The sequence below is a fragment of the Pseudoduganella namucuonensis genome (genome assembly GCF_900116645.1).
Lineage (GTDB): Bacteria > Pseudomonadota > Gammaproteobacteria > Burkholderiales > Burkholderiaceae_D > Rugamonas > Rugamonas namucuonensis.
This window is the reverse complement of sequence record NZ_FPBO01000030.1, coordinates 1-24,621: the sequence shown is the minus strand read 5'-3', so window position 1 is coordinate 24,621 and position 24,621 is coordinate 1. Positions and strand designations below refer to the sequence as shown.

The window sequence follows — 24,621 nt, the reverse complement described above, 5'->3', positions numbered from 1 at the left end:
CCGCGCCGCCCGCCGGCCCCTCCCGCCCCCCGCGGCGCGCTAGTCCGCCGCCTCCCGCCGCAGCTCGTCGTGCTGGTGGCGCCGCTGCTCCTCCATCACCAGCGTCCCCAGCTCGCGCGCGAGGGCGTTGAACCCGGGCGCGGCCGGATCGCGCGGCCGCGGCAGTTCGACCATCAGGTCGCGCTTGACGGTGCCGGGCCGGTACGTCATCACCACCACCCGGTCCGCCAGGTAGATCGCCTCCTCGATGCTGTGGGTGACGAACAGGATGGTCTTGCCCAGTTCGGCCCAGATGCGCAGCAGCTCGTCCTGCAGGTTGCGCCGGGTGAGCGCGTCCAGCGCGCCGAAGGGCTCGTCCATCAGCATCACCGGCGAATCGAGCGCCAGCACGCGCGCGATCGCCACCCGCTGCCGCATGCCGCCGGACAGGTCCTTCGGATAGCGCTGGCCGAAGTCGCCCAGCGACAGCATCGACAGCAGCCGCGCCACGGTGGCGTCGATCTCGGCCCGGCGCGCGCCCTTGATCTCCAGCCCGAAGGCGATGTTGTCGGCCACCGTCATCCACGGGAACAGCGCGTACTCCTGGAACACCATGCCCCGGTCCGGCCCCGGCCCGGCCACCTCCCGGCCGTCGGCGACGACGCGGCCGGCGCTGGGCGGGGCGAAGCCGGCCACCGCGTTCAGCAGGGTCGACTTGCCGCAGCCGGAGGGCCCCAGCAGGCAGACGAACTGCCCGCGCGGGACCGCCAGGCCGATGCCGCGCAGCGCCACCACCTCGCGCCCGCCGCTCTGGTACACCTTGCTGACATTGTCGATGACGATATGCGGCGCGTCCATGTGCGGGTCCCTCATCAGTGCTCCAGGCCGCGGTGCCAGCGCAGCAAATGGTTGTTCAAACGGTTCACGCCCGCGTCGATCGCCAGCCCCAGCATGCCGATGGTGGCCATGCCGGCGATGATCTTGTCGGACCAGAAGTACTCGCGCGCCTCCAGGATGCGGAAGCCCAGGCCGTTGTTCACGGCGATCATCTCGGATACGATGACGACGATGAAGGCGGTGCCGATGCCGATCCGCGCGCCCGACAAGATATAAGGCACGGCGGCCGGCAGCATCACGCGCAGGAACATGACGCGGCCGGACGCGCCCAGGTTGCGCGCCGCCCGGATGTAGATGCCGTCCAGCTGGCGCACGCCGGCGATGGTGTTCATCAACACCGGGAAGAAGGCGCCCAGCGCGATCAGGAACACGGCCGGCGGATCGCCCAGGCCGAACCACAGGATGGACAGCGGGATGTAGGCGATGGGCGGAATCGGCCGCAGCAGCTGCACCAGCGGATTCATCCAGGCGTACGCGCGCGGGCTGGCGCCCATCGCCAGCCCCAGCGGCAGCGCCAGCCCGGCGCCGATGGCGAAGCCGAGGCCGACGCGGTACAAGCTGCCCAGCGCGTCGTGTATCAACTCCCCCGACAGCGCCCACGCCAGCCAGCCGCCGCCGGCGTAGGCCTGCGTCGGCAGCAGGTAGCCGAACCACTTCTCCACCACCGCCAGCGGCGCCGGCAGCACCTGCGGGTTGACCCAGCCCAGCATCGCCACCGCCTGCCAGCAGGCGACGACGAGCGCCGGCGCCACCATGCCCACGCCGATTTCACGCCATTCGATGTTCGCCATGGCCGCCCCCTATTTGACGTTCAGGCTTTTCTTGGCCGCCAGCAGCAGGTCGGTCTTGACCCAGTCGCTGGCCACCGGCGGCCTGGCCATGCGCCCCACGCCGGTCCTGACCATGACGTCGGTGGTGACCTGGATGTGCTCCGGCGTGATGTCGTAGGAATACGGCGCGTTGCCGATCGCGTCGCGGAAGTCGTCGCCGCTGATCTGGCCCTTGAACACCACCTCGCGCACGTACTTCTCGGCCGTGGCGGGCTGCTCGATGAAGGTCCGGGTGGCCTCGACGAAGCAGCGCATGAACTTCGCGGCCAGCGCCGGCTTGTCCTTGTAGAAGCGCTCGGTCATCACCATGGTGCGCACCGGCTCGCCGATCGGCGTGCCGTAGGGCTTGACGATCTCGTTGCCGAAGCCCTTGTTCAGCGCCTGCGACGACTGCGGCTCGGACTGCATCATGGCGTCGATGTTCTTGCCCAGCAGCGCCTGGTTCAGGTCGGCGTACGCCAGGAACACCAGTTGCACGTCCTTGCCCGGCTGGTCGGACGCCGTCAAGCCGGCGCGCTGCAGCTCGGCCAGCAGCAGCACCTCCTGGATGGCGCCGCGCGTGACGCCCACCCGCTTGCCCCGCAAGTCCCGCACCGCCGTCATTTTCAGGTCGGCGCGGCCCACCAGGCGCGCGCCGCCCTTGGCGAAGCCGGCCACCACATAGATCGGCGCGCCGCCCGCGCGGCCGGAGATGGCCGCCTCCGACGCGGTGGCGCCGGCGTCCAGTTCGCCGGCGATCATCGCCTGCATCACGTCCAGGCCCTTGGCGAACATGTGCTCCTCGACCCGGATGCCGCATTTCGGCCCCAGCTCCTTCATATAGGACACCGCGCCGAAATGCGCGAACTTCAGATTGCCCAGCCTTACCACCTCCTGCGCCCGGGCCGGCGCCGCCGCCGCCACCCCCGCCACCCATGCCGCCACCGCCAGTGCCTTGCCGATCGCTATCAGTCCCATGCCGCCTCCCCGGTTATCGATGAATGCCTTGCGCCAAGCCGGATTGTGCCCAGATCGCGGGAGGCGACTGTAGACAAAAAGCAAGAACAGTGGGGAAACCGGGAACGCGGATGCCGAAACTGGCGCCGCCGCACTAAGGTAGAATGGCGGTTTCGTCCCGGCCGGGGCCACCGCATCCATCCTGGAATGGCGCTTTCGTTCCGGCCGCGGCCACCGCATCCATCTATATATATAGTAGGTAGAACATGCTAGACAATCTGACTCAACGCCTCGCCAAGGTCGTCAAGACCATGCGCGGCGAGGCGCGCCTGACCGAGGCCAACACCGCCGAGATGCTGCGCGAGGTGCGCATGGCGCTGCTCGAGGCCGACGTCGCCCTGCCCGCCGTGCGCGAGTTCATCGCCAAGGTCAAGGAAAAGTCGCTGGGCGAGGAGGTGCTCTCGTCGCTGTCGCCGGGCCAGGCGCTGGTCGGCGTGGTGCAGCGCGAGCTGGCCTCGCTGATGGGCGCGGACCTCGGTCCCGAGGCCGCGCAACTGAGCTTCGCGCAGCAGCCGCCCGCCATCATCCTGATGGCCGGCCTGCAGGGCGTGGGCAAGACCACCACCGTCGGCAAGCTGGCCAAGTACCTCAAGGAGGAAAAGAAGAAGAAGGTGCTGACCGTCTCGGCCGACGTGTACCGTCCCGCCGCGATCGCCCAGCTGCAATCGGTGACCGGCCAGGTCGGCGCCGACTTCTTCCCCTCCACCGCGCAGGACAAGCCGGTCGACATCGCGCTGGCCGCGCTGGACTGGGCCAGGAAGCACTACCACGACGTGCTGATCATCGACACCGCCGGCCGCCTCGGCATCGACGAGGAGATGATGCGCGAGATCGCCGCCGTGCACGCGGCCGTGAAGCCGATCGAGACGCTGTTCGTGGTCGACGCCATGCTGGGCCAGGACGCCATCAACACCGCCAAGGCCTTCAACGACGCGCTGCCGCTGACCGGCATCGTGCTCACCAAGCTCGATGGCGACTCGCGCGGCGGCGCCGCGCTGTCGGTGCGCCACGTGACGGGCAAGCCGATCAAGTTCGCCGGCGTGTCCGAGAAGCTGGACGGCCTGGAGGCCTTCGACCCGGCCCGCATGGCCAACCGCGTGCTGGGCATGGGCGACATCCTGGCGCTGGTGGAGGAGGCGCGCAAGGGCGTGGACCAGAAGGCGGCGGCCGACCTGGCGGCCAAGGTCAAGTCCGGCGGCAAGTTCGACATGAACGACTTCAAGTCGCAGTTGGGCCAGATGAAGAAGATGGGCGGCATGGCCGGCCTGGTGGACAAGCTGCCGGCCCAGTTCCAGCAGGCCGCCGGCGGCGCCAACATGGACCAGGCGGACAAGCAGGTGCGCCGCATGGTCGGCATCATCGACTCGATGACGCCGGCCGAACGCGCCAAGCCGGAGCTGATCAAGGCCACCCGCAAGCGCCGCATCGCGGCCGGCGCCGGCGTGCAGGTGCAGGAGGTGAACCGCATGCTGAACCAGTTCGAGCAGATGCAGACCATGATGAAAAAGCTGTCCGGCGGCGGCATGATGAAGATGATGCGCTCGATGAAGGGCATGATGCCGGGCCTGCGCTGATACGGGTTTTGCCTATGGGAGCCGGCCGCGCGCCGGCTTTTTTTCGCCCGCCGCGGGCCAGCGGCCCAGCAATGGCGGGCTTTACGTGTCGTTTCCGAGAAAAAACACGAAAAACACTTGCATCGTGGGCAAATCCCCACCAATATTAGCCGTGCGATTGAATTGCGCAACTTTTCCCTGTGTTCGTTAAGGAGGCTCGAATATGGCAACAGCCAAGAAAACCCCAGCAGCACCAGCAAAGAAAGCAGCAGCGGCAAAACCGGCTGCGAAGGCGGCACCAGCGGCAAAGCCGGCGGCTGCGGCAAAAAAGGCCGCCGCGCCACGCAAGCCCAACGCAGCGTTCATGAAAGAGATGAAGCCATCGGCCTCGCTGGCTCCCGTGGTCGGCGCCAATCCGCTGCCACGCACCGAAGTGACGAAGAAAGTGTGGGACTACATCAAGAAGCACAATCTGCAAGACGCGGCCAACCGCCGCATGATCAACGCAGACGACAAGCTGAAAGCCGTATTCGGCGGCAAGGCGCAGGTCTCGATGTTCGAGATGACCAAGCTGATCTCCGACCACCTGTCCTGAAGAACGCGCGTTGCGCAACGCGCCAAGCCCCCGTCGCGCCGAGCGGCCGGGGCCTTTTTTTCGCCCAAGCAAAACCGACGTCGCGGCATAGGGGACAGACCCGCGTTCACTGTCCCATGAACTTGCGACGATGCGTGGCGCGGAGGGTCTGTCCGCGGTTTAGGCTAGAAGCCGAAAGCCGCCTTCATCAGGTCGAACACCCTGGTGTTCTCCATCGTCCCCTTGAAGTCCCGCGCGCCCGCGCCCACCGCGTACAGCTTGACGTCGCCGCCGCCGTGCGTCTCGCCGTTCAGGCGCACGCCGGTCTCCTGGTGGTAGCCGTCCGCCAGCACCTTTTCGCTGCTTAGCTCCGCGCGCTCGTTCGGGCGGTTCGGGCCGTTGCCGAAGTTGAGCGCCGTGTAGCTGCGGCCGTCCGCGTCGCGCGCCGGCGCGCCGGCGGCGTCGCGCACGATGTCCAGGATAGGATTGCCGCGGCGCGCGTTGCCGTTGAAGGCCAGCGTGTGGTCGTGGTCCGCCGTGACGACGATCAGCGTCTCGCGCAGGCCCGGGTCCAGCTTCTGCATGCGGTCGATCGCGGTCTGGATCGCGTCGTCGAACGCCACCAAGTCCACCACGGCGTTCTTCGCCTGCGAGTCGTGCAGCGCGTGGTCGATCTTGCCGCCCTCCACCATCAGGAAGAAGCCTTCGCGCTTGGCCGACAGCAGGTCGATGGCCTTGGACGTCATCTCCGACAGGCTGGGCTGCCCCGCCGCCTCCGAGCCCGCCTTCGCGGCGGCGCGCTCGTTCTCGTACGCCAGGTGGCCCTGCCTCGCGTACAGGCCGACGAACTTGCGGCCCGGGCGCGCCTCGGCCATCCGCGCCTTGTCGGTGGCCACCAGGTAGCCGCGCGCGGCGAGTTCGGCCAGCAGGTCGCGCCCGTCCGCGCGGCCGCGCGGATTGGCCTGCGCGTCGTACGGCGTGAAGTGGTGGCGGCCGCCGCCCATCAGCACGTCGAGCCCGTCGCCCAGCGCCGCGTTGTAGCCGGCGCCGCCCGGCACCGCCTGCGCGGCGATGGCGTAGCCGCTGTCGCGGTGGCAGCTGTGCGCGTAGGTGGAGGCCGGCGTGGCGTGGGTCGCCTCGGTGGTGGTGACCGCGCCCACGGCCTTGCCGCGCGCCTTGGCCAGTTCCAGTATCGTCACGGCGGGCTTGCCGTTGGCGGGGGCGCAGGTGTCCACCGTGTTGTTGCCGTGCGCGTCCTTCTTCGGCGCGCTGGCCTTGGTGTCGGACGACATGGAGATCACCTCGTTCTGGATCTTCACGCCCGTCATGTAGGAGCCCATGGACGGCGCGCTGTCGGTGGTCTGCGCGTCCTGCGAATATGTCTTGACGCGCGCCACGCGGTCCAGCCGCTCGAACTTGAGCAGGCCCTCCTCCTTGTACTGGTGGATGCGCGCGGCCGTGATGATGGTCGGCCCCATGCCGTCGCCGAGGAAGAAGATGACGTTTTTCGCCTCGCCGGCGGCGGCGGCGTGCAGGGACGCGGAGGCCAGCAGCAGGCCGGTGATGGATGCGATTTTCTTCATGTGTGGGTTCCTGCGCCTCACCAGCCGGCCGCGGTTTTGATCATCGTGTGCACCTGCGTGTTCTCCAGCGTGCCGCGGAAGTCCGCCGCGCGCGCGCCGATGGCGCCCAGGTAGACGTCGGTGCCGCCGTTGGTGGTGGCGCCCGGCGCCATGCGCACCGTGGCCTCTTGCCGGTATTCGGCCTCCGTCACGATGGCGTCGCTCAGCACCTGCCCGCCGGCGCGGCTGCCCTGCACCCGGTGCGTGCCGTTGCCGTAGCCGATGATGGTGTAGGGCACGTCGTCCAGGTCCTTGTAGTAGGCGCCGTTGGTGTACTTGCGCACCAGCCCCAGCACGCCCGGCTGCGTGGGCGTGGTCTTGCCGGTGCGGATGGAGTAGCCGTTCAGGATCAGCGTGCTGTCGCTGGTGGCCGTCATCACGATCAGCGTGCGTTTCAGGCCGGGGTCGATGGCCTGCATCTTGGCGATGGCGGTTTTCAGCGCGGCGTCCAGCGCCACGGTTTCATCGAGCGCGCGGCGCGCCGTCGACGAACGCTGCGCCTGGCCGATCTGGCCGTTGCCCACCACCAGCAGGAAGCCCGCGCCCCGCGCGGCCAGCACGTCGATGGCGCTCGCCGTCATCTGCGGCAGCGTGGGCTGCTTGCCGGCGCCGAACACGCCCACCACGCGCTGCGCGGCGGCGGGCCGCAGCGCCTGCAGCGCGGCCGCGTCGGCCACCGACGTGTAGCCTTGCGCGCGCAGCTCGGCCAGCAGGTCGCGGCCGTCGGCGCGCTTGTGGAAATGCTGGGCGCCGCCGCCCAGCACCACGTCCAGGCCGCCGGTCAGCTGCTCGTTGTAGCCGGCGCCGCCGGGCACCAGCGCTGCGGCGATGTCGTCGCCGCGCGCGGCCTGGCAGGCGTGCGCGTAGCCGGCCGCCGTCAATGGATCGGTCACGCTGGCCGCGTTCACGACGCCCGCCGACCAGCCGCGTTTGCGCGCCGTCTCCAGCAAGGTGGCCGGCGTGTGCGGCGCGGCGGTGCCGCAGCCGCCGATCGAGAGCTGGCCGTTGTTGGTCTTCACGCCCGTCATGTAGGCGGACATCGCGGCGGCGGTGTCCGTCACCTGCATGTCCCTGGAATAGGTTTTGACGTAGGCCGATTCGGGCAGCGTGTCGAGCGTGAGGTCGCCGTCCTCGCCGACGGCGTAGGTGCGCGCGGCGGTCAGCGTGTTGAAGCCCATGCCGTCGCCGACCAGCAGGATGATGTGCCTGAGCGATTGCTCTTCGCCGGCCATGGACGGCGGCACCGGCGCGGCGGGCGCGGGCCCGCCCTTGTTGGCGCCGGGGCCCGCGCAGCCGGCCAGCAAGCCGGCCGTCAGCGCGGCGGCCATCGCGGCGGAACCCGCCGACCATACCTTGTGTTTCATGTGGGGCCCTTGTGTCGCAAAGGCTGTCATCTTAGCTGAAATCCGGGGCGCGGAATACAGCGCTAAAACGAGGGGGAATGCTTCCACTTGTTCCACGCCGCCAGCACCGCGTTCGGGTAGTCCGGCTTGCCGCGCGAGCCGTTGTAGCGGCCCAGCGCGAGGAACAGGTTGCCGCGCTCCATGTCCAGGTACATGCGCAGGATGGCGCAGCCGTAGCGCAGGTTGGTCTGCATGTTGAAGAGTTTGCGGCGGTCGCTGTCGCCGATCACGTTGGTCCAGAACGGCATGACCTGCATGTAGCCGCGCGCGCCGACGACGGACACGGCGTACTTGCGGTAGGCCGACTCCACCTGGATCAGGCCCAGCACCAGGCCCGGATCGAGTCCGGCGCGGCGCGCCTCGTACCACGCGGTTTCGAGGAATTCGGTGCGCATCTGCTCGTCCGGCAGCTTGCGCCTGAGGCGCTCGGACATCTGCGCCAGCCACTGCTCGTAGCGCTGGCGGTCGGCCAGGCTGGTGAAGGCCGGCTTGGGCGGACGGGCGTCCATGATGGCGTTCGACAGCGCCAGCCGCACCGAATCGGCCAGCGCCTCCTCCTGCTGGTTGCCGGCGAAGCCGAACGGCGCCGACAGCACGCCGCCGGCGAAGGCCAGCACATGCCACCAGCGCAGGGGGCGCGCCCAGAACCGGCGCCGCTCGGCGCCACTCCGCTGGTGTTGTCGACGGTTCACCGCTGCACTTTAGCCTTGACGAAGTTGATGGTGTCGGCCACCGGCACGGCGGTCGCCTCGGTGTCGCGGCGGCCCTGGTATTCCAGGTTGCCTTCCTTCAAGCCGCGCTCGCCGATGACGACGCGGTGCGGCACGCCAATCAGTTCCCAGTCGGCGAACATGGCGCCCGGACGCAGGCCGCGGTCGTCGACGATGACGTCGACGCCGGCCGCTTGCGCCTCGGCGTACAGCTTGTCCGTGGCTTCCTTGACCAGCTCGCTGCGGTCGTAGCCCATCGGGCACAGCACCAGCTCGAACGGCGCCAGCGACGCCGGCCAGATGATGCCCTTGTCGTCGAAGTTCTGCTCGATGGCGGCGCCCAGGATGCGGGTCACGCCGATGCCGTAGCAGCCCATCTGCAGCGGCGCGGCCTTGCCGTTCTCGTCCAGGAAGGTGGCCTTCATGGCCTCCGAGTAGGCGGTGCCCAGCTGGAACACGTGGCCCACCTCGATGCCGCGCTCGATCGCCAGCACGCCCTTGCCGTCCGGCGACGGGTCGCCCTCGACCACGTTGCGCAGGTCGGCCACGATGGCCGGCTCGGCCACGTCGCGGCCCCAGTTGGCGCCGGTGTAGTGGTAGTCCGCCTCGTTGGCGCCGGTGACGAAGTCCGCCATCAGCGCGACGGTGCGGTCGGCCACCACGGTGACCGGCGCCTTGGTGCCGATCGGGCCCAGGTAGCCGGGCACGCAGCCGTACACTTCCAGAATTTCCGCCTCGGTCGAGAAGCGGTGGTTGGCCAGGCCGGCCACCTTGCCCACCTTGATCTCGTTGAGCTCATGGTCGCCGCGCAACAGCAGCATGAAGTATTCCTTCCCGCCCCCATCCTTCTCGACGGTCAGCGCCAAGGTCTTGAGGGTCTGCTTCAGGTCGATCTTCAGCAGCGCCGCGACGTCCTCGCATTTCTGCGCCTTCGGCGTGGAGGTCTTGACCAGCGCGGCCGACGCGGCCGGACGCTCACCGGTGGCGACCGCCTCGGCCGCCTCCATGTTGGCGGCGAAGTCCGAGTCCGGGCAGTAGACCAGCGCGTCCTCGCCGGTGCTGGCGATCACGTGGAACTCGTGCGAGCCGGTGCCGCCGATGGCGCCGTTGTCGGCCGCCACCGCGCGGAACTTCAGGCCAAAGCGCGTGAAGATGCGGGTGTAGGCGTCGAACATCACCTTGTACGATTGCTGCATGCCGGCCAGGTCGCGGTCGAAGGAATAGGCGTCCTTCATGGTGAACTCGCGGCCGCGCATCAGGCCGAAGCGGGGACGGCGCTCGTCGCGGAACTTGGTCTGGATGTGGTAAAAATTCAACGGAAGCTGCTTGTAGGACTTAATTTCCGAACGCACGACATCGGTGATCACCTCCTCGGACGTCGGCTGGATCGCGAACTCGCGGCCGTGACGGTCCTTCACGCGCATCAGCTCCGGCCCCATCTTGTCCCAGCGGCCGGTCTCCTGCCACAGCTCGGCCGGCTGCACCAGCGGCATCAGCAGCTCGATGGCGGCGGCGTTGTTCATTTCCTCGCGCACGATGGCCTCGACCTTGCGGATCACTTTCAAGCCCATCGGCATGTAGGTGTAGATCCCCGAGCCGAGCCGCTTGATCATGCCCGCGCGCATCATCAGCTGGTGGCTGACGATCTCGGCGTCGGACGGTGCTTCTTTGAGAGTTGAAATAAAAAATCGGGAGGCACGCATACGGTGAATTCTTTTTTAAAAAGAGAGAGTTATAATCAACCTAATTTTAAAGGATTAGCTGGCTGATGCGTCCAAACTTTATACAAATGCGTTCATTAGATGGCTTGCCGACGGCTTTCGTACCCGGAAAGCTGGATCGGCACGCATGTTTGTGGGCAAAAATATAAGAAGGGCGCACGGCGGCAGAAAGTTTGAGGTGCACTATGCTCGACCGTGAAGGGTTTCGGCCCAACGTCGGCATCATCCTGCTCAACGCCCATAACGAGGTGTGGTGGGGCAAAAGGGTGCGCGAGCACTCGTGGCAATTCCCGCAAGGCGGGATCAAGTATGGAGAGACGCCAGAACAAGCAATGTACCGGGAGTTGGAAGAGGAAATAGGATTGCGGGCGGAGCACGTCAAGATCATCGGCCGCACGCGGGACTGGCTGCGCTACGAGGTGCCGGACCACTTCATCAAGCGGGAAATCCGCGGCCATTACCGTGGCCAGAAGCAGATCTGGTTCCTGTTGCGCATGTGCGCGCGCGACAACGACGTCAACCTGCGCCTGACGGACCACCCGGAGTTCGACGCCTGGCGCTGGCACGAGTACTGGGTGCCGCTGGACGTGGTGATCGAGTTCAAGCGCGACGTCTACCAGCGCGCGCTGCAGGAATTGTCGCGCTTCCTGACGTGGCCGGCGCACGGCAACGGGCACCGGCACCACACCTCGCGCTACCTGCGCCAGCCGCACGCGCCGCGCGGCATCAATGGCCAGAACGGCAACAGTGCCGGAAAGGCAAGCGGCGCCACGGCCGCCACCCGGCCGGAACTGGTGGCGGCCAGCGGCGAGGCGCCGTGCGACTGCGATCCGCCCGGGATCGCGGAGGCCGGCAAGGAGTGAGCGAAAACGGACGCCGCGGCGTCCGTTTTTCATGCGCGGTACAATGGCGGATTGTTTCCCCGGTCCGGCCAGCAACCCATGTTCAATCCCTCCTCCGACGACGTGCGCCGCTTCTTTTGCGGCGTGTTCCGCAAGCAGCGCGCCCGCGAAGTGCTGACCCCGCTCGAAACCATGGCCGGCGACTGGATCCGCCACCACCCCGAGTACGAGGACGTGCTGGCCGACGAGGAGGCCGCGCTGGCGCGCGAATTTCCGGTCGACGGCGGCCAGACCAACCCCTTCCTGCACCTGTCCATGCACCTGTCGATCGACGAGCAGATCTCGATCGACCAGCCGCCCGGCATCCGCGAGGCGGCCACCGCGCTGACCTTGAGGCTCGACTCCGCGCACGAGGCGCAGCACCAGATCATGGAATGCCTGGGCGAGATGATCTGGAACGCCCAGCGCAACGGCCTGCCGCTGGACGGCGACGCCTACGTCGAGGCCGTCAAGCGCCGGATCCGCTAAACCAAAGGCGGAATCCGGGGACAGACCCGCGGGTCTGTCCCCAGCCTTCGCTTCAGGTTGGGGTAAAAAAAAGCCACGCGATGCGTGGCTTTTTTCCTTGCGGCGGCGGCGATCAGCGATGGACCGCCATGGTGCCCGGCAGGCTGTGCAGGTAGGCCGCCAGGTCCTTGATGTCCTGGTTGGTCAGCGGCTTGACCTGGCCGGTCATGATGGCGTTGCTGCGGCCGTTGGCGGCGTCGCCGCGCTTGTAGGCGGTCAGCGCGTGCTGCAGGTAGTCCTTGTGCTGGCCGGCCAGCTTCGGATAGCTCGGGTCGATCGGCGAATTGTAGTCCTTGCCGTGGCAGGCGGCGCAGCTGTATTTCTCGGCCAGGGCCTTGCCCGCGTCCACATTGCCGCCGGCGGAGGCGCCGAACGAGACGGCGGAGCAGAACAGAGCGACGATCAGCTTGTTTACCTTGTTATTCATGTTTCGGTGCCTCATTTCTGCGCGGTTTTGGTTTGCTGCGAGTAGTAAGCGGCGATGTCGGCGATGTCCTGGTCCGACAGGCTGACGGCGATGCCCTTCATCGACGGGTGCTTGCGCTCGCCCTTCTGATAGCCCTTCAACGCGTTCTCGATGTACTTCGCCGACTGGCCGCCGATCATGGGCACCTGGAACACCTCAGGGAACGTTGCTTTGTAGCCTGGAATGCCGTGGCAACCGATACACATTTCGATCTTGGCTGGAGCCGCCTTGGCGTCTCCAACGATGTCCGCTGCCGCGGCCACGTTGGCGATGCCGGCAAGCGCGAGAACTGCGTAGATTTTTTTCATGGTGATGGCGAGGTTAACGAGCGTCAGTAAAATGTGATACCGCGAGGGCATAAAAGTTGACTTTTACGCTACCAACTCGCGATTCTAAACGTTTACAGGGGGCGAGTCCACATCATCCGCCCGCAGTGTGGTATAGCGTTCTGGCATATACTCAAGGGATCGTTTCCCATTATGAGATATCACGTATGCATGCTAACAAGGGCCAGGGCCAGCGTTTCGAGGGCTCCGACAACTACGTCGCCACCGGCGACCTGAAACTCGCCGTCAACGCGGCGCTCACCCTGCAACGCCCCCTGCTGATCAAGGGCGAACCGGGCACCGGCAAGACCATGCTGGCCGAGGAAGTGGCCGCCGCGCTGGACATGCCGCTGATGCAGTGGCACATCAAGTCCACCACCAAGGCGCAGCAGGGCCTGTACGAATACGACGCCGTGTCGCGCCTGCGCGATTCCCAGCTGGGCGACGAGCGCGTGCGCGACATCCACAACTACATCGTCAAGGGCGTGCTGTGGCAGGCCTTCACGGCGCCGGAACCGGTGGTGCTGCTGATCGACGAGATCGACAAGGCCGACATCGAGTTCCCGAACGACCTGCTGCGCGAGCTGGACCGCATGGAGTTCTACGTGTACGAGACGCGCGAGATGGTGCAGGCCAAGCACCGCCCGCTGGTCATCATCACCTCCAACAACGAGAAGGAACTGCCGGACGCCTTCCTGCGCCGCTGCTTCTTCCACTACATCAAGTTCCCGGACAAGGACACGATGGAGGCCATCGTCAAGGTCCACTATCCGACCTTGAAGCAGGAGCTGCTGGCCCAGGCGCTGCAGACCTTCTACGAGGTGCGCGACGTCCCGGGCCTGAAGAAGAAGCCGTCCACCTCCGAATTCCTGGACTGGCTCAAGCTGCTGCTGGCCGAGGACATCCCGCCCGAGGCGCTGCGCAGCAAGGACGCCAAGGCCGTCGTGCCGCCGCTGCACGGCGCGCTGCTGAAGAACGAGCAGGACGTGCACCTGTTCGAGCGCCTGGTGTTCATGAACCGGACCAACCGCTGATGGACGAGGTCAAAGCGATCACGCTGGAACTGGACGGCGTGCGGCTGGAACCGCTGGAGCCGCGCCACGCCGAGGGCCTGCGCGCGGCCGCCAGGGACGGCGAACTATGGAGGCTGCGCATCACGTCCGTGCCGGAACCGGCCGACGTGGAGGACTACATCGCCACCGCGCTCGCGATGCGACCGGGCCGGCTGGCCTTCGCCGTGATCGACGCAGGTGTTGGCAACGGCGCCGGCGCCGTGATCGGCACCACCAGCTACCACGATATCGTGCCCGCCATCGACCGCCTCGAAATCGGCTACACCTGGTACGCGCGCAGCCGCCAGCGCACCTACGTCAACACCAGCTGCAAGCTGATGCTGCTGTCGCACGCCTTCGACACGCTGGGCTGCGCGCTGGTGGGCTTCCGCACCGATAACTACAACCACACCTCGCAGGCCGCCATCGAGCGTCTGGGCGCGAAAAAGGATGGCGTGCTGCGCCACCACGCGCCGCGGCGCGACGGCACCGTGCGCGACACCGTCATGTACAGCATCGCGCGCGGCGAATGGCCCGAGGTGCGCGCGCATCTGCGCTACAAGTTAAGCAGGGACTGATCATGCTGATCGATTTCTTCTTCACGCTGAAAGACGCGAAGATCCCCGTCTCCATCAAGGAGTTCCTGACCCTGCTGGAGGCGATGCAAAAAAACGTCATCGACTCCTCGATGGACGACTTCTACTACCTGTCCCGCCTGACGCTGGTGAAGGACGAGGCCCACTTCGACAAGTTCGACCGCGCCTTCGCCCAGTACTTCAAGGGCATCAACGGCGCCTTCGAGACCAACAGCGCCATCCCGCTGGACTGGCTGATCAAGCGCATGGAACGCGAACTGTCCGACGAGCAGAAGGCCGCGCTGGAGAAGTTCGGCTACGACAAGCTGATGGACCGCCTCAACGAGCTGCTGAAGGAACAGAAGGAGCGCCACGAGGGCGGCAGCAAATGGATAGGCACGGGCGGCACCTCCCCGTTCGGCAACGGCGGCACCAATCCGGAAGGCATCCGCATCGGCGGCAAGGGCGGCAACCGCACCGCGGTCAAGGTGTGGGAGGCGCGCGCCTACAAGGACTACGACTCCGAGCGCGAACTGGGCACGCGCAACATCAAGGTCGCGCTGCGGCGCCTGCGCAAGTTCGCGCGCGAGGGCCACGAGGACGAACTGGCGCTGGACCAGACCATCCGCGCCACCGCCAACAACGCCGGCTTCCTCGACATCAAGATGCAGCCCGAGCGCAAGAACAACATCAAGGTGCTGATGCTGCTGGACGTGGGCGGCACCATGGACGACCACATCGAGCGCACCGAGGAGCTGTTCTCGGCGTCGAAGACGGAATTCAAGAACATGGAGTTCTTCTACTTCCACAACTGCGTCTACGACTACCTGTGGAAGAACAACCGCCGCCGCAACGCCGAACGCTTCCCCACCTGGGACGTGCTGCGCAAGTACACGCCGGACACCAAGGTGATCTTCGTGGGCGACGCCACCATGAGCCCCTACGAGATCCTGCAACCGGGCGGCTCGGTCGAGTACAACAACGAGGAGGCCGGCGCCGAATGGCTGGCGCGCTTCACGCACGCCTTCCCCAAGTTCATCTGGCTCAATCCGGAACCGGAAGGCCTGTGGCAATACCGGCAATCGATCGCCGTGATCCGTCAGATCATGAACAACCGCATGTTCCCGCTGACGATAGAAGGCCTGGAGCGGGCCATGCGCATGCTGAGCAAATAAACCCGGGACCTCCCCCCGGGGTCAGACCCGGCGGGTCTGACCCCGGCCTTTGCGCTTGGGTTTGGCGAAAAAAACGCCGCCGCTGTAAGAAACCCGTCCGGCGAGTGACTACCTTGCTAAGAACAGCTCTTACACACCACACCATGACAGCACGCCCGCCCTCCGCCGCCGCCGCCGGCCAGGACAGCCGCTACCGGCAAGCCATCGCCAGCCACGGCCCGGACATCGCCCGCTTCGCCATGGGCTACGAACGCGACGCCGCCAAGCGCCGGGAACTGCTGCAGGAAATCCACGTCGCCCTGTGGCAAAGCTTCGCCAGCTTCAAGGACCAGTGCTCGCTGCGCACTTGGGTCTACCGCGTCGCCCACAACATCGGCGTCACCCACATCCAGCGCAGCTTCCGCGCGGCCGACCGCATCAGTCTGGACCTCGACGAGGCCGAAGCCGTCGCCGACGAACGGGCCGACATCGCCAACACCGAACGCCGCCTCGACATGGAGCGCCTGCTCGCCCTGATCCACCGCCTCGCGCCGCTGGACCGCGAAGTCATGCTGCTGTACCTGGAGGACCTGGACGCGGCCGGCATCGGCGAGATCACCGGCATCTCGGCGCGCAACGTCGCCACCAAGGTGCACCGCATCAAGGCCCTGCTGGCCAAACAAATCGGGAGCAAGACATGAACGACCAGGATCCGAAACAGCTGTGGAAAACCCAGCCCGCGGCAACCGCTCCTCTCACCGAAGAGGAATTGAAAAAACGCGCCAGCGGTTTCCAGCGCGGGATCAGGCTGCGCAACCTGATCGAGGTGCTGGCCGCCGTCTTCGTGGTCTACTGCTTCGGGCGCTACATCTGGACCTACCCGCAGCCGCTGATACAGCTGGGCAGCGCGCTGATCATCCTCGCCACCTTCGTCGTGATCCACCAGTTGTACCGCAGGACGTCCGGCGGCCCGCCGCCAAGCGCGGACGCCGCCCTGCCCAGCCGCGACTTCCACCGCGCGCAACTGGTGCGCCAGCGCGACGCGCTGCGCTCCGTGTGGCTCTGGTACATCGCGCCCTTCGTTCCCGGCATGGCGCTGTTCCGCTGGGGCGTGGAAACCAGCCTGGACGCCTCCGCGCCCTTCGCCCGCGGCCTCGGGGCCAACCTGGGGATCGCCGGCGTGCTGCTGTCCATCTTCCTGATCAACCTCTACTCCGCCCGCCGCCTGCAGCGCGAGATCGACCAGCTGGACGCCGAAAGCTGACCGCCGGGGGAGGACATTCAAGGGCCGGATCAGGCGACGCGCGCCCATCCCTGGTCCGACTGGCCGGCCGGCGCGGCGATGGCTTTCCTGCCCGCGCCCGCGCGGGGCAGGGGAATGGCGGCGCCGGACTGGCGCGCCGAGCCCAACTCGAATTGCCCCACCAGCGCCACCAGCCGCGTCGCCCGCTCCTGCAGCCCGTCCGCCGTGGCCGCGGCCTCCTCGACCAGCGCCGCGTTCTGCTGGGTGGTGCTGTCCAGTTCCATGACGGCCTGGCTGATCTGCTCGATGCCCGAGCTTTCCTCGGCGCCGGCCAACGTGATCTCGCCCATGATGCGGTTGACATGGCCCGTGCTGTCGACGATCTGGTCCATCGTCGCGCCGGCCTGGTCGACCAGCCGGCCGCCAGCCTCCACCCGCGCGACCGAATCGGCGATCAGCGCCTTGATCTCCCTGGCCGCGACAGCCGAGCGCTGCGCGAGATTGCGCACCTCCGAGGCCACCACGGCGAAACCACGCCCCTCCTCGCCGGCGCGCGCGGCCTCCACCGCCGCGTTCAAGGCCAGGATATTGGTCTGGAACGCGATGGCATCGATCACCCCGACAATGTCGGCGATCTTCCTGGACGATTCGTTGATGGTGGCCATCGTGGCCCTGACCTCGGCCACCACGGCACCGCCCCGCAGGGCGATGTCGGACGACGAGCGGGCGATGTCCTGCGCGTTCCTGGCGATGCCGAAATGGTGCTTGACAGCCGACGCCAGCTCTTCCAGCGAGGCCGACGCCTCCTCCAGCGAACTCGATTGCTCGGCGGTGCGCGTCGCCAGATCCATGTTCCCGGACGCGATCTGTTTCGAGGCGGCGGAGATGGTGTCGGAGCTGACGCGCACCTCGCCGACGATGCGCACCAGGCTGTTGTTCATCTCCGCCAGCGCCGCCATCAGCTGGCCGGTCTCGTCGCGCGACGGCGCGACGATCCGCGACGTCAGGTCCCCCTTCGCGATGGTCTGCGCGATCTCCATGGCGCGCCGCAGCGGGCGGGTGATGGAGCGCGTGGTCCACGCCGCGCCCGCGGTCCCCGCCAGCAAGGCGAACAGCCAGGCGCCGGCGAGAAAGGCCTGGCCACCGGCGTTTTGCGCCCCGACCTCGCGCGCGACGCCCGCCGCCCTGTCCTGCTGATGCCGCGCCAACGCATCGATGCTGGCGAGGTAGGCGGCCAGCGTGGGTGCGAACCGGCTTTCTATCAACTGGTTCATCTCGGCGAGCCTGCCATCCTGCCTGGCGCGGAACACGGTGGCGCGCGCCTGCACGTAGTCCTGCCGGCGCGATGACACCGCCGCGTACAGTTCCTTGCCAGCGGCGCTGAGAAGCGTTGATTCCAGCTGCTTTTGCAATTGGCTGATGGTGGCGCTGGTCGCCTTGATATCGCGTTCGATGCGCTCTTGCTCCTCTGGATTGCCGCTGCGCGCCACCACCAGGGTGCGCATGCTGTTCAAGCGGGTCGCGTGGTACCACTCGACCACCAGGCGCTCCTTCGCGACGGCGTCATTGAGCATGAAATCGGTGGCGCTCCCCAACCGCGCCAGCAGCCACACGGCCGTTCCCATCAACACCGTCATCAACACCAGCACCAGGGCGAAGCAGCCGCCCAGTCGCACGCCGATACGTAAATTGGACCAATTCATCGCATTACTCCTTGCCGAGGTTAAGCACTGATCGGTAGAAAAAACGGAATTGCCGGAACTGGACGACGGCGTGCCGCGCGCGCGAAGCGCGCGGCGGACACAGGACGAAACTGGAAAAGCGTGGGGCCGGAGCGCGAAGCCGCCGGCGCGTGCCATCGTGGCGGCGCGGGAGATCATTCCCAGCCGCAAGAATTCATTCTAGTATTTCATTTCGAAAAGAAATACGCGCTTTGTAACAAAGGCAAGAAATATGGCGCGATACAAATCCCGATCAAGCCCAGGGCTGGTATTCGACACCGTTGACCATGGCGCCGACCAGTTGGGCGTAGTTCTCGCGGCTCTCGCTGAAATAGCTCAACACGCCGGCGACCGTGTCCTGCCGGGTGTCGAGGATGTTCACCCAGTAGTCCAGGCCAGCCTGGTCGGGCGCGCGGTTCAGCACATTCTCGTAGAACTCGTTGACGATCGCCAGGTTGGTCGGGCGCGCGCCATACAGCGCGCGGAACTCGTCCGATGCCACGAACGCGCCGGACACCTCGCGCAGGCTGGCGCCCTGGTCCAGTTGGGCGATCCAGTAACCCAGTCCCACCTTGTCCGGCACACGGTCGAAGGCGGCCTGGTACAGGCGGTAGGCCTGGCCACCCTCGCCGTTGATGTCCAGCGCGAGCGACACGTCCTTGAAGTCGATGCGCTCGATGTCCGACAGCAGGTCGTCGCCATCCGTGCCGTAGTTGTCGTAGACCCAGAAGCGGTCGCCGTCCGCGTGCACCGTGTATTCGGCGCGGCTGCCGTTGTAGAAGGCCTCGTCGATGCCGGAACCGCCGTCGAGGTAATCGTCGCCGCGGCCGCCGAAGAGCGAATCGTCGCCGCCGAAGCCGAACATGTCGTCGGCGCCGGCCGTGCCGTCGAGGTCATCGGCGCGCGAGGTGCCACTGATCACCTGCACGTTGGCGGGGCTCACGTCCTCCAGGATCTGCAGGCTGACCCGCTGCTGGCTGGAGAAGCCGCCCTGGTCCCAGGAGGCGTCCACGTAATAAGTGCCGGAATACGGCGCGACGAAGGTCAGATGGTCCTCGCCGGCCCAGCCGCCGCGGTCGTCCTCGGCGATCGGGTCGCCGTAGGCGTCGAACACCAGCAGGACGGCCGGGTCGAAGTGGCTGCTGGACGTGATGGAATAGACGGCGCCGGCGATGCCGGTCCAGCTGAACACGGCGTCGTTCTCGGCGCCCGCGTAGTCGGCGCGGAACAGCGCCGCGTTGTCGTAACCGGCGCCGTTGCCGCTGCTGGGGGTGTAGGCCGGCAGCGGCAGGTACGACGCGTCCGCCATCTCGCGCGCGGTCAGGCTGCCGTAGTTGGGAAGTATGCTGTAGCTCATCATGGTCTCCAGAAGTGCGTGCTTTGACAACCGATGGCTAATCTTAGGATGCGCTTCTGGTCCGGATGGAAACAATTACATTTTGTTTCGCGGGGGTGGCTATCCCACCGTCGCGCCGACGCTGCCTATCAGTTTGCAGCCGCATTCGGTCCGGCAATCGTGCACGGCGACGGGGATGCCGCCGGCGGTCAGCGTCGCGTGCGCGGTGATGATTTTGTTGACGCCGTGGGGCCGCCCGCCGGGATAGAACTGGGGACAGGCGACCTCGTCGCCAAGTCGGGCGATGGCGCGGCCGGCTATGTCGTGCGTGGGCGATCCGCTGACGACCTTGCCGCCATGGTCGGTACTGTCGCCGACTGTGATGATTTTCAAAGGCATGTATGTCCTCCGCTAATCAATAGGTCGGCGGCCCGTCCGATTCGGGCGTGATCACATCGGAAACGCCCCGCCACTCCGGAAGCTTCGCTGGTGGCAGTGGCAGGAACTCATTCAGTCTATCTAGCCTCAAGTCAGGGTTAACTTGTAAAGCCTCGCTGATGGCTAGATAACGTCGGCCTCGTTCCTGATCCGTCGTTATTCCCGTGGCCTCGAATATCTCCTTTCTCTCTGCCATCCGCACATCTGGGTTGAACATCAGATATAAATTATCGGCACATATTCGGCTACCAAACCTCACGCCCTCTTGGTATAAATTAAGTGATTCCCAGTACTTCCCCCTCACCTCTGCGCGGAGAGCCAGCTTATAGGCGGCAGGGCCGTGCCCTTGCTGAAACGCGCATTGCCACATCGCATCGTGAGCGTCTGAGCGACCAGCATTCTGATACGCCTCGGCCAGCGCCATCTGCGCATCGGGACTGCCGACCCGCGCCGCCTTCAAATAGTAGGCCCACGCGATATCCTGGTCGTATATCGCACCGCCATAGCCATGTTCGTGCGCGACACCCAAATCGTAAAATCCCCACGGCTGACCTGCAGCCGCAGCTTGACGCGCGATCTCAACTGCTTTGTCTGCATTCTTGTCGAGCACCTTGTTTGACGAAAGAGGCCCTAGTCCAGTTCGATAAAAATAGGCCATCAAAGCACGCGCGCCCCAATCACCTCTTTTCGATGCCAGATCGACATCATCCAATATCTTCCGAGCTTCAGAATGGGTGAGTTCCCATTCAATCTTGCTCCGCCAAAGTTTGCGCGCTTGCATATACAAATCATACGTAGCCCGATCGCGAGTAGCAGGCATATGCTGCTTCCAGCGACTGCAATCAGGAATTGGATCGGCCACTCGGAATTCATGAAGTCCTTCTGGCATGCGGTGCATAGCCATCTCCCTCAGATAATCGATGAAAGAAAAGATGGCGATCCCCATGACAAGCATGAGGCCGCCCTTTATCAACCAACCGTTCCGCTTGATATGGTTCATCAGGTCACAGGACTTCCTGGGAAGCAGACTATGCCACGCATGGGTGAGCCACCGATGACTTTACCGCCATGGTCGGAGCAATTGCCGACTGTGATGATTTTCAAAGGCATGTGTGTGTCCTCCGCTAATTAATAGGTCGGCGGCCCGTCCGATTCTGGCGTAACCACATCGGAAACACCTCGCCATTCCGGAAGCTTCGCTGGAGGCAGCGGCAGGAACTCATCCAGCCGACCTAACTTCAGATCGGGGTTGATTTGAAGCGCGTTGCTGATCGCGTCATACCTAGCCTTCCGTTCTGGATCTGCTGCAATTCCTATCGCACTCAGCGCCTCTCTTTCTTTTGATGAGGCGCCAGTCCAATATCCTCTGGAGAACAGCAGGAAAAGCGCATCGGCGCAGTCTTTGTCACCAAACGTAATCCCAGCCTGGTACGTCGCAAGCGCTTCGCGATATTGCTTTCGAACCTTCGCATCAATCGCCAGCCTGTATGCGGCAGCCCCATGCCCCTGCTGATAAGCACACTGCACCATGGCATCCTCAGCATCCGACCGGCCTGCTTCGCTGTAGGCATCAGCCAAAGCCAGTTGCGCATCCGGGCTGCCAAGTCGTGCGGCCTTCAAGTAGTAGGCCCAAGCGATTTCCAGGTCTTTGGCAGCACCACCATAGCCATGCTCGTGAGCGACACCCAAATCGTAGAGTCCCCACGGTTGACCTGCGGCCGCAGCCTCGCGCGCAATAGCCACTGTCTTGTCTGCGTCCTGGTCGAGTACCTTGTTTGATGAGAGAGGCCCCAAGCCGCTTCGATAAAAATATGCCAGCAACGCCCGTGCACCCCAATCACCTTTTTTCGATGCCAGTTCAACATCAGCCAGTATCTGCTGAGCTTCAGTACGGCTAAGTTCCCATTCGATCTTGCTTCGCCAAAGCTTGCGCGCTTGAATATATAGGCGATAAACTTCCGGATCACGAGTGGCGGGCATGTTTTCCTTCCAGCGGCCACAATGCGGGATAGGATCAGTTACGTTGAAGCGGGTTAGCCCCTGTGGGATAGCATGCATAGATCTGCGCTCCATATAGAAATCAAAGAAATGGCCGCCACCAATAACCGCAGCAGCTAGAACGCTCGCAAAAAAATAACATTTAGGGTTAGAAACCATCTCACACCACTGGAGAACCAGGTTTTCTGTCGACGTAAAAAGACAATAGTTGGGAAGAAATCAGTTCGTTTTTCTTTTTAAGAGCGAAATTCGAGGCCGTCAATGCTGTCCATTCCCGGAATGTTTCATCCATATCGGCAAACTGCTGTGGACCAGCTTGACCAGTACACTGCCGAAACAGGTCGCAGCGAAGCTGATAAGCGACCTCCCGCGCGTCGCTCAGAACGTTTAGTTCGCTGTCCAACGCCATACTGCGCAAATTCAAGTTGGCGGAACCGATCGTGAACGCCGCATCATCGACGATGGCGACTTTGGCGTGAATGTAGATTTCCTCATACTGGTCCGGGCGCAGCCGGCCATTCGCCAGCGGCTCGGCGCATGTCCACAGAGACCCCATAACAACATTGATGCCACGCCTCGCCATATCTTTGGGAGAGATGGGCTTGGGCCCCTTGCCTTTGCGCTCTTTTGCCAGGGCCTCGTTGTGCTCCTGCACCATGGCGTCGCTTAGTCCGATCGTCCTGGCCACATCGTAGGTCGGCAAATCCATGCCATTAATCTCGGGAGTGGAAGTCAAGATGAAGACGTAGACCTGCTTCCTGTATCCACCGGCCCGCATCCGTTCCACACATTCGCACAAGTGCTCCGCCCAGGTTTCGTACTGCACGTACTGGTTCTGGATGAACATGTAGTGATGCATTTGCCGTGTGAGATTCGCGTAGCATTCCTTGATGGCCTTCTCGCCATGCATCGGCTGCGTGCGCAGCAGTTGGACGCTGTGCTGGCCACCAGGCACCTGGAATTTTTCCGCTGGAATCGCCTTGCGCCGCTGGATAAACGGCTCCTCGGCATCGCCATAAATCTTGGCGGCCACCTTGCTCGTCGCATCCTTCAATTTCTGCATAAGCGGCACTCTGGCCACGATCCGGAATGCGTCAAGAAACATCGAGCTGGGAGGCTCCGACTCTTCCCAAGCCTGGCAAAAGTTATGGTTGATGTCCGCCAGCACCGGCCCCCGCAAGCGGGAGGAGACGTCCTGATAGGGTTTGGCGACAAAGCTATGCTTGTCCAGATAAGCCTTGACCGCGCGTTCCTTCTGAGCCAGTTCGTATTCCGTGGGTTTATACCCCGGCGCCGAGGGGTTGAGCGATGGTCCCTGCTCCCAGGCCTCCTTGTGTGTGCTGATGGGGTCGTTGTAGTAGAGGCGTTCCCGCCTGGGATCGCGAAACACATGCTCCTCGGTGTCCCAGAAATCGGTGGTCGAATTGTGGCCCATCACATAGCCGACCGCGAGCGGCGGCCGCTCGTAGTCGATGAGGATCATCTTCTGGTGATGCGCCGCGTACAGTTTGCTCACGTCGGCCATCAGGCCTTTCGGAACCGACTCGCCCCGCAGACATGGAGCCCTCGCGCTGCCGGGAACCGAACGCACATGAAAGCGGATGTTGGGGATCTCGCCGGCGCATATTTGCTCGAACCACTCGGCGTTGTATCGCATGTGCTGTTCGCTGTAAAAGCTGGTGGCCCCGGAGCCATAGGCGGAGAAGCGCCGGCCATAATAGCCCGGTATGTTTTTCATTTTCATCTGCGACAAGGGATCGTCGTGCCATACCAGCAGCCTGACCTGCACCTCCGGCGCCCTGCACAGTGCGACTTCCTTCAGCAAATCGCCAAACCGCTGGCCCGCTTCGGCGGTGGAGTCGCGCTCCAGCACCATGCCTGGATCAAAACCCCAGGTGATAATGTCCACGCTGTGCTTGGCCTTGCGAATATCCTCGGCGATCCGCCCGAACACTTTCTGGCCGCAATTCAGCAGTTCGATCTGGCAGCGATGGCGTGGCGAATACACAGGGTGGGGCGCACGTACCCACCATGGCAGCACCAGGCATTGATACGGCGCCGCGTGGCGGTTGTAGTACAGCGAAAGGTCGTAGAGATCCGCGTTCTCGTTCATGCTGGCCATGTTTTCTCCTTCAAGACGCCCGCTTCTTGCCGCACGCGGCGGGGTTGCAGGCCAATCTGTCCTCGTCCAGGGACATCGCGTCGTCGTTCAAATATCCGCCGGCGTTCTGGTAGCCATGGAAACCGATCGCCGCGCTGATTCTGGATTGCTCCACCTGCTCGTCCGGATCGATGGCGTAGCGCTGGCCATTGGCCAGTTCCAGCTTGTAGGCCGCTTGCGCCTCAAGGTCATGCGTGAAAACCAAGTTGCCCTCTTCGTCGAACTGGCCTTGCTCCAGCAAGACGTCGTCCTTGAACAGTTTGTAAGGCGCGCCGCCGAATGCCCGTCCCCCGGCGGTGGGATGACTGCCCAGGTTCAGGGCGCCCTCTCCCTTCGGATCTGACAGCTCCGGCATCGCCATCGACACCGCCACGTTCTTCGGCCCCGGCAGGCTGTGTTTCGCCGCGTGCGCGACGAAGTCGCCGGTCGTGCCCAGCTCGATGCCGCCTTCACTGAA

The 24,621-nt window shown here is 64.8% G+C and carries 24 protein-coding genes and 1 pseudogene; 9 read left to right on the top strand and 16 right to left on the bottom strand.

All coding sequences use genetic code 11. The annotated features are described in order from the left end of the window. Positions 1-39: 39 nt before the first annotated feature. Genes BM436_RS25675 through BM436_RS25665 form a run of 3 tightly spaced genes read right to left on the bottom strand, consistent with a single transcriptional unit; the run spans position 40 to position 2,663 of the window. Positions 40-837, bottom strand: a complete 798-nt coding sequence (locus BM436_RS25675) for an ABC transporter ATP-binding protein (RefSeq protein WP_093558459.1) — start codon at positions 835-837, stop codon at positions 40-42. 14 nt (positions 838-851) lie between these two features. Next, positions 852-1,667: an ABC transporter permease gene (locus BM436_RS25670; protein WP_093558379.1), complete on the bottom strand. Its 816-nt coding sequence runs from the start codon at positions 1,665-1,667 to the stop codon at positions 852-854. Positions 1,668-1,676: 9 nt separating this feature from the next. Further along, entirely contained in the window at positions 1,677-2,663 is a 987-nt protein-coding gene (locus tag BM436_RS25665; RefSeq protein ID WP_093558378.1) for an ABC transporter substrate-binding protein, read from the bottom strand. 245 nt (positions 2,664-2,908) lie between these two features. On the opposite strand from BM436_RS25665, the gene ffh reads away from it, so the two are divergent. Together ffh and BM436_RS25655 are read left to right on the top strand one after the other, a co-directional pair. After that, entirely contained in the window at positions 2,909-4,276 is a 1,368-nt protein-coding gene (gene ffh, locus BM436_RS25660; protein ID WP_093558377.1) for a signal recognition particle protein, read from the top strand. Between the two features lie 202 nt (positions 4,277-4,478). After that, complete coding sequence (locus BM436_RS25655; RefSeq protein WP_093558376.1) at positions 4,479-4,850, top strand: SWIB/MDM2 domain-containing protein; 372 nt, start codon at positions 4,479-4,481, stop codon at positions 4,848-4,850. 164 nt (positions 4,851-5,014) lie between these two features. Here the strand turns inward: BM436_RS25655 and BM436_RS25650 are convergent, their stop codons facing one another. From BM436_RS25650 to BM436_RS25635, 4 genes are all read right to left on the bottom strand, one after another. Further along, positions 5,015-6,412, bottom strand: a complete 1,398-nt coding sequence (locus tag BM436_RS25650) for an alkaline phosphatase (RefSeq protein WP_093558375.1) — start codon at positions 6,410-6,412, stop codon at positions 5,015-5,017. 17 nt (positions 6,413-6,429) lie between these two features. Beyond that, positions 6,430-7,815 carry an alkaline phosphatase gene (locus BM436_RS25645; RefSeq protein ID WP_229490718.1) on the bottom strand — a complete coding sequence of 462 codons (1,386 nt, stop codon included), beginning with the start codon at positions 7,813-7,815 and terminating at the stop codon, positions 6,430-6,432. Between the two features lie 62 nt (positions 7,816-7,877). Beyond that, the gene (locus tag BM436_RS25640) at positions 7,878-8,486 is read right to left on the bottom strand and encodes a lytic transglycosylase domain-containing protein (protein ID WP_093558458.1); all 609 of its coding nucleotides are present in this window, start codon (positions 8,484-8,486) and stop codon (positions 7,878-7,880) included. Between the two features lie 56 nt (positions 8,487-8,542). Then, positions 8,543-10,267, bottom strand: coding sequence for a proline--tRNA ligase (locus BM436_RS25635; RefSeq protein ID WP_093558373.1), 1,725 nt, complete (start codon positions 10,265-10,267; stop codon positions 8,543-8,545). A gap of 203 nt (positions 10,268-10,470) precedes the next feature. Between BM436_RS25635 and BM436_RS25630 the strand changes: the two genes are divergently transcribed. Then, complete coding sequence (locus tag BM436_RS25630) at positions 10,471-11,148, top strand: RNA pyrophosphohydrolase (protein ID WP_229490716.1); 678 nt, start codon at positions 10,471-10,473, stop codon at positions 11,146-11,148. Positions 11,149-11,226: 78 nt separating this feature from the next. Continuing rightward, positions 11,227-11,655 (top strand): DUF1841 family protein, encoded by a 429-nt coding sequence (locus BM436_RS25625; RefSeq protein ID WP_093558372.1) that lies wholly within the window; start codon positions 11,227-11,229, stop codon positions 11,653-11,655. A gap of 112 nt (positions 11,656-11,767) precedes the next feature. Here BM436_RS25625 and BM436_RS25620 read toward each other — a convergent pair whose 3' ends face one another. Further along, positions 11,768-12,121 (bottom strand): c-type cytochrome, encoded by a 354-nt coding sequence (locus BM436_RS25620; RefSeq protein ID WP_093558371.1) that lies wholly within the window; start codon positions 12,119-12,121, stop codon positions 11,768-11,770. A gap of 11 nt (positions 12,122-12,132) precedes the next feature. Continuing rightward, positions 12,133-12,468, bottom strand: a complete 336-nt coding sequence (locus tag BM436_RS25615) for a c-type cytochrome (RefSeq protein ID WP_093558370.1) — start codon at positions 12,466-12,468, stop codon at positions 12,133-12,135. A gap of 185 nt (positions 12,469-12,653) precedes the next feature. Between BM436_RS25615 and BM436_RS25610 the strand changes: the two genes are divergently transcribed. The 5 genes from BM436_RS25610 to BM436_RS25590 all read left to right on the top strand — a co-directional run bounded on the left by BM436_RS25610 (position 12,654) and on the right by BM436_RS25590 (position 16,531). Next, on the top strand, positions 12,654-13,520 hold the full coding sequence (locus BM436_RS25610; RefSeq protein ID WP_093558369.1) for an AAA family ATPase: 867 nt from the start codon (positions 12,654-12,656) through the stop codon (positions 13,518-13,520). Further along, positions 13,520-14,116, top strand: a complete 597-nt coding sequence (locus BM436_RS25605; protein WP_093558368.1) for a GNAT family N-acetyltransferase — start codon at positions 13,520-13,522, stop codon at positions 14,114-14,116. The genes BM436_RS25610 and BM436_RS25605 overlap by 1 nt, the downstream gene beginning before the upstream one ends. Before the next feature lie 2 nt (positions 14,117-14,118). After that, a complete protein-coding gene (locus BM436_RS25600) occupies positions 14,119-15,288 on the top strand; it encodes a vWA domain-containing protein (protein ID WP_093558367.1) in 1,170 nt (389 codons plus the stop codon). Positions 15,289-15,431: 143 nt separating this feature from the next. After that, positions 15,432-15,968: an RNA polymerase sigma factor gene (locus tag BM436_RS25595; protein WP_093558366.1), complete on the top strand. Its 537-nt coding sequence runs from the start codon at positions 15,432-15,434 to the stop codon at positions 15,966-15,968. Next, positions 15,965-16,531, top strand: a complete 567-nt coding sequence (locus BM436_RS25590; protein WP_093558365.1) for a hypothetical protein — start codon at positions 15,965-15,967, stop codon at positions 16,529-16,531. The genes BM436_RS25595 and BM436_RS25590 overlap by 4 nt, the downstream gene beginning before the upstream one ends. A gap of 29 nt (positions 16,532-16,560) precedes the next feature. On the opposite strand, the gene BM436_RS25585 is transcribed toward BM436_RS25590, so the two are convergent. The 7 genes and pseudogenes from BM436_RS25585 to BM436_RS37240 form a co-directional block, all read right to left on the bottom strand. Continuing rightward, entirely contained in the window at positions 16,561-18,213 is a 1,653-nt protein-coding gene (locus BM436_RS25585) for a methyl-accepting chemotaxis protein (RefSeq protein WP_177307511.1), read from the bottom strand. Positions 18,214-18,484: 271 nt separating this feature from the next. Further along, positions 18,485-19,591, bottom strand: coding sequence for a DUF4214 domain-containing protein (locus BM436_RS25580; protein ID WP_143133312.1), 1,107 nt, complete (start codon positions 19,589-19,591; stop codon positions 18,485-18,487). Between the two features lie 96 nt (positions 19,592-19,687). Then, positions 19,688-19,966, bottom strand: coding sequence for a PAAR domain-containing protein (locus tag BM436_RS25575; RefSeq protein ID WP_093558362.1), 279 nt, complete (start codon positions 19,964-19,966; stop codon positions 19,688-19,690). A gap of 16 nt (positions 19,967-19,982) precedes the next feature. Next, on the bottom strand, positions 19,983-21,005 hold the full coding sequence (locus BM436_RS25570) for an SEL1-like repeat protein (RefSeq protein ID WP_229490714.1): 1,023 nt from the start codon (positions 21,003-21,005) through the stop codon (positions 19,983-19,985). Between the two features lie 128 nt (positions 21,006-21,133). Beyond that, entirely contained in the window at positions 21,134-22,162 is a 1,029-nt protein-coding gene (locus tag BM436_RS25565) for an SEL1-like repeat protein (protein WP_229490712.1), read from the bottom strand. Position 22,163: 1 nt separating this feature from the next. After that, complete coding sequence (locus tag BM436_RS25560) at positions 22,164-24,125, bottom strand: phospholipase D-like domain-containing protein (protein WP_229490710.1); 1,962 nt, start codon at positions 24,123-24,125, stop codon at positions 22,164-22,166. Positions 24,126-24,135: 10 nt separating this feature from the next. Continuing rightward, positions 24,136-24,621, bottom strand: a pseudogene (locus BM436_RS37240) (DUF2345 domain-containing protein); the annotation flags it as partial.

What these genes read in the sequence shown, in the direction of transcription:
- BM436_RS25615 (WP_093558370.1), bottom strand. Translation starts at nt 12,468, where the DNA reads ATGAAAAAAATCTACGCAGTTCTCGCGCTTGCCGGCATCGCCAACGTG.
- BM436_RS25620 (WP_093558371.1), bottom strand. Translation starts at nt 12,121, where the DNA reads ATGAATAACAAGGTAAACAAGCTGATCGTCGCTCTGTTCTGCTCCGCC.
- BM436_RS25645 (WP_229490718.1), bottom strand. Translation starts at nt 7,815, where the DNA reads ATGAAACACAAGGTATGGTCGGCGGGTTCCGCCGCGATGGCCGCCGCG.
- BM436_RS25675 (WP_093558459.1), bottom strand. Translation starts at nt 837, where the DNA reads ATGGACGCGCCGCATATCGTCATCGACAATGTCAGCAAGGTGTACCAG.
- BM436_RS25605 (WP_093558368.1), top strand. Translation starts at nt 13,520, where the DNA reads ATGGACGAGGTCAAAGCGATCACGCTGGAACTGGACGGCGTGCGGCTG.
- BM436_RS25565 (WP_229490712.1), bottom strand. Translation starts at nt 22,162, where the DNA reads ATGGTTTCTAACCCTAAATGTTATTTTTTTGCGAGCGTTCTAGCTGCT.
- BM436_RS25610 (WP_093558369.1), top strand. Translation starts at nt 12,654, where the DNA reads ATGCATGCTAACAAGGGCCAGGGCCAGCGTTTCGAGGGCTCCGACAAC.
- BM436_RS25655 (WP_093558376.1), top strand. Translation starts at nt 4,479, where the DNA reads ATGGCAACAGCCAAGAAAACCCCAGCAGCACCAGCAAAGAAAGCAGCA.
- BM436_RS25650 (WP_093558375.1), bottom strand. Translation starts at nt 6,412, where the DNA reads ATGAAGAAAATCGCATCCATCACCGGCCTGCTGCTGGCCTCCGCGTCC.
- BM436_RS25600 (WP_093558367.1), top strand. Translation starts at nt 14,119, where the DNA reads ATGCTGATCGATTTCTTCTTCACGCTGAAAGACGCGAAGATCCCCGTC.
- BM436_RS25665 (WP_093558378.1), bottom strand. Translation starts at nt 2,663, where the DNA reads ATGGGACTGATAGCGATCGGCAAGGCACTGGCGGTGGCGGCATGGGTG.
- BM436_RS25575 (WP_093558362.1), bottom strand. Translation starts at nt 19,966, where the DNA reads ATGCCTTTGAAAATCATCACAGTCGGCGACAGTACCGACCATGGCGGC.
- BM436_RS25590 (WP_093558365.1), top strand. Translation starts at nt 15,965, where the DNA reads ATGAACGACCAGGATCCGAAACAGCTGTGGAAAACCCAGCCCGCGGCA.
- BM436_RS25595 (WP_093558366.1), top strand. Translation starts at nt 15,432, where the DNA reads ATGACAGCACGCCCGCCCTCCGCCGCCGCCGCCGGCCAGGACAGCCGC.
- BM436_RS25585 (WP_177307511.1), bottom strand. Translation starts at nt 18,213, where the DNA reads ATGAATTGGTCCAATTTACGTATCGGCGTGCGACTGGGCGGCTGCTTC.
- BM436_RS25670 (WP_093558379.1), bottom strand. Translation starts at nt 1,667, where the DNA reads ATGGCGAACATCGAATGGCGTGAAATCGGCGTGGGCATGGTGGCGCCG.
- BM436_RS25580 (WP_143133312.1), bottom strand. Translation starts at nt 19,591, where the DNA reads ATGATGAGCTACAGCATACTTCCCAACTACGGCAGCCTGACCGCGCGC.
- BM436_RS25635 (WP_093558373.1), bottom strand. Translation starts at nt 10,267, where the DNA reads ATGCGTGCCTCCCGATTTTTTATTTCAACTCTCAAAGAAGCACCGTCC.
- ffh (WP_093558377.1), top strand. Translation starts at nt 2,909, where the DNA reads ATGCTAGACAATCTGACTCAACGCCTCGCCAAGGTCGTCAAGACCATG.
- BM436_RS25570 (WP_229490714.1), bottom strand. Translation starts at nt 21,005, where the DNA reads ATGAACCATATCAAGCGGAACGGTTGGTTGATAAAGGGCGGCCTCATG.
- BM436_RS25625 (WP_093558372.1), top strand. Translation starts at nt 11,227, where the DNA reads ATGTTCAATCCCTCCTCCGACGACGTGCGCCGCTTCTTTTGCGGCGTG.
- BM436_RS25630 (WP_229490716.1), top strand. Translation starts at nt 10,471, where the DNA reads ATGCTCGACCGTGAAGGGTTTCGGCCCAACGTCGGCATCATCCTGCTC.
- BM436_RS25560 (WP_229490710.1), bottom strand. Translation starts at nt 24,125, where the DNA reads ATGGCCAGCATGAACGAGAACGCGGATCTCTACGACCTTTCGCTGTAC.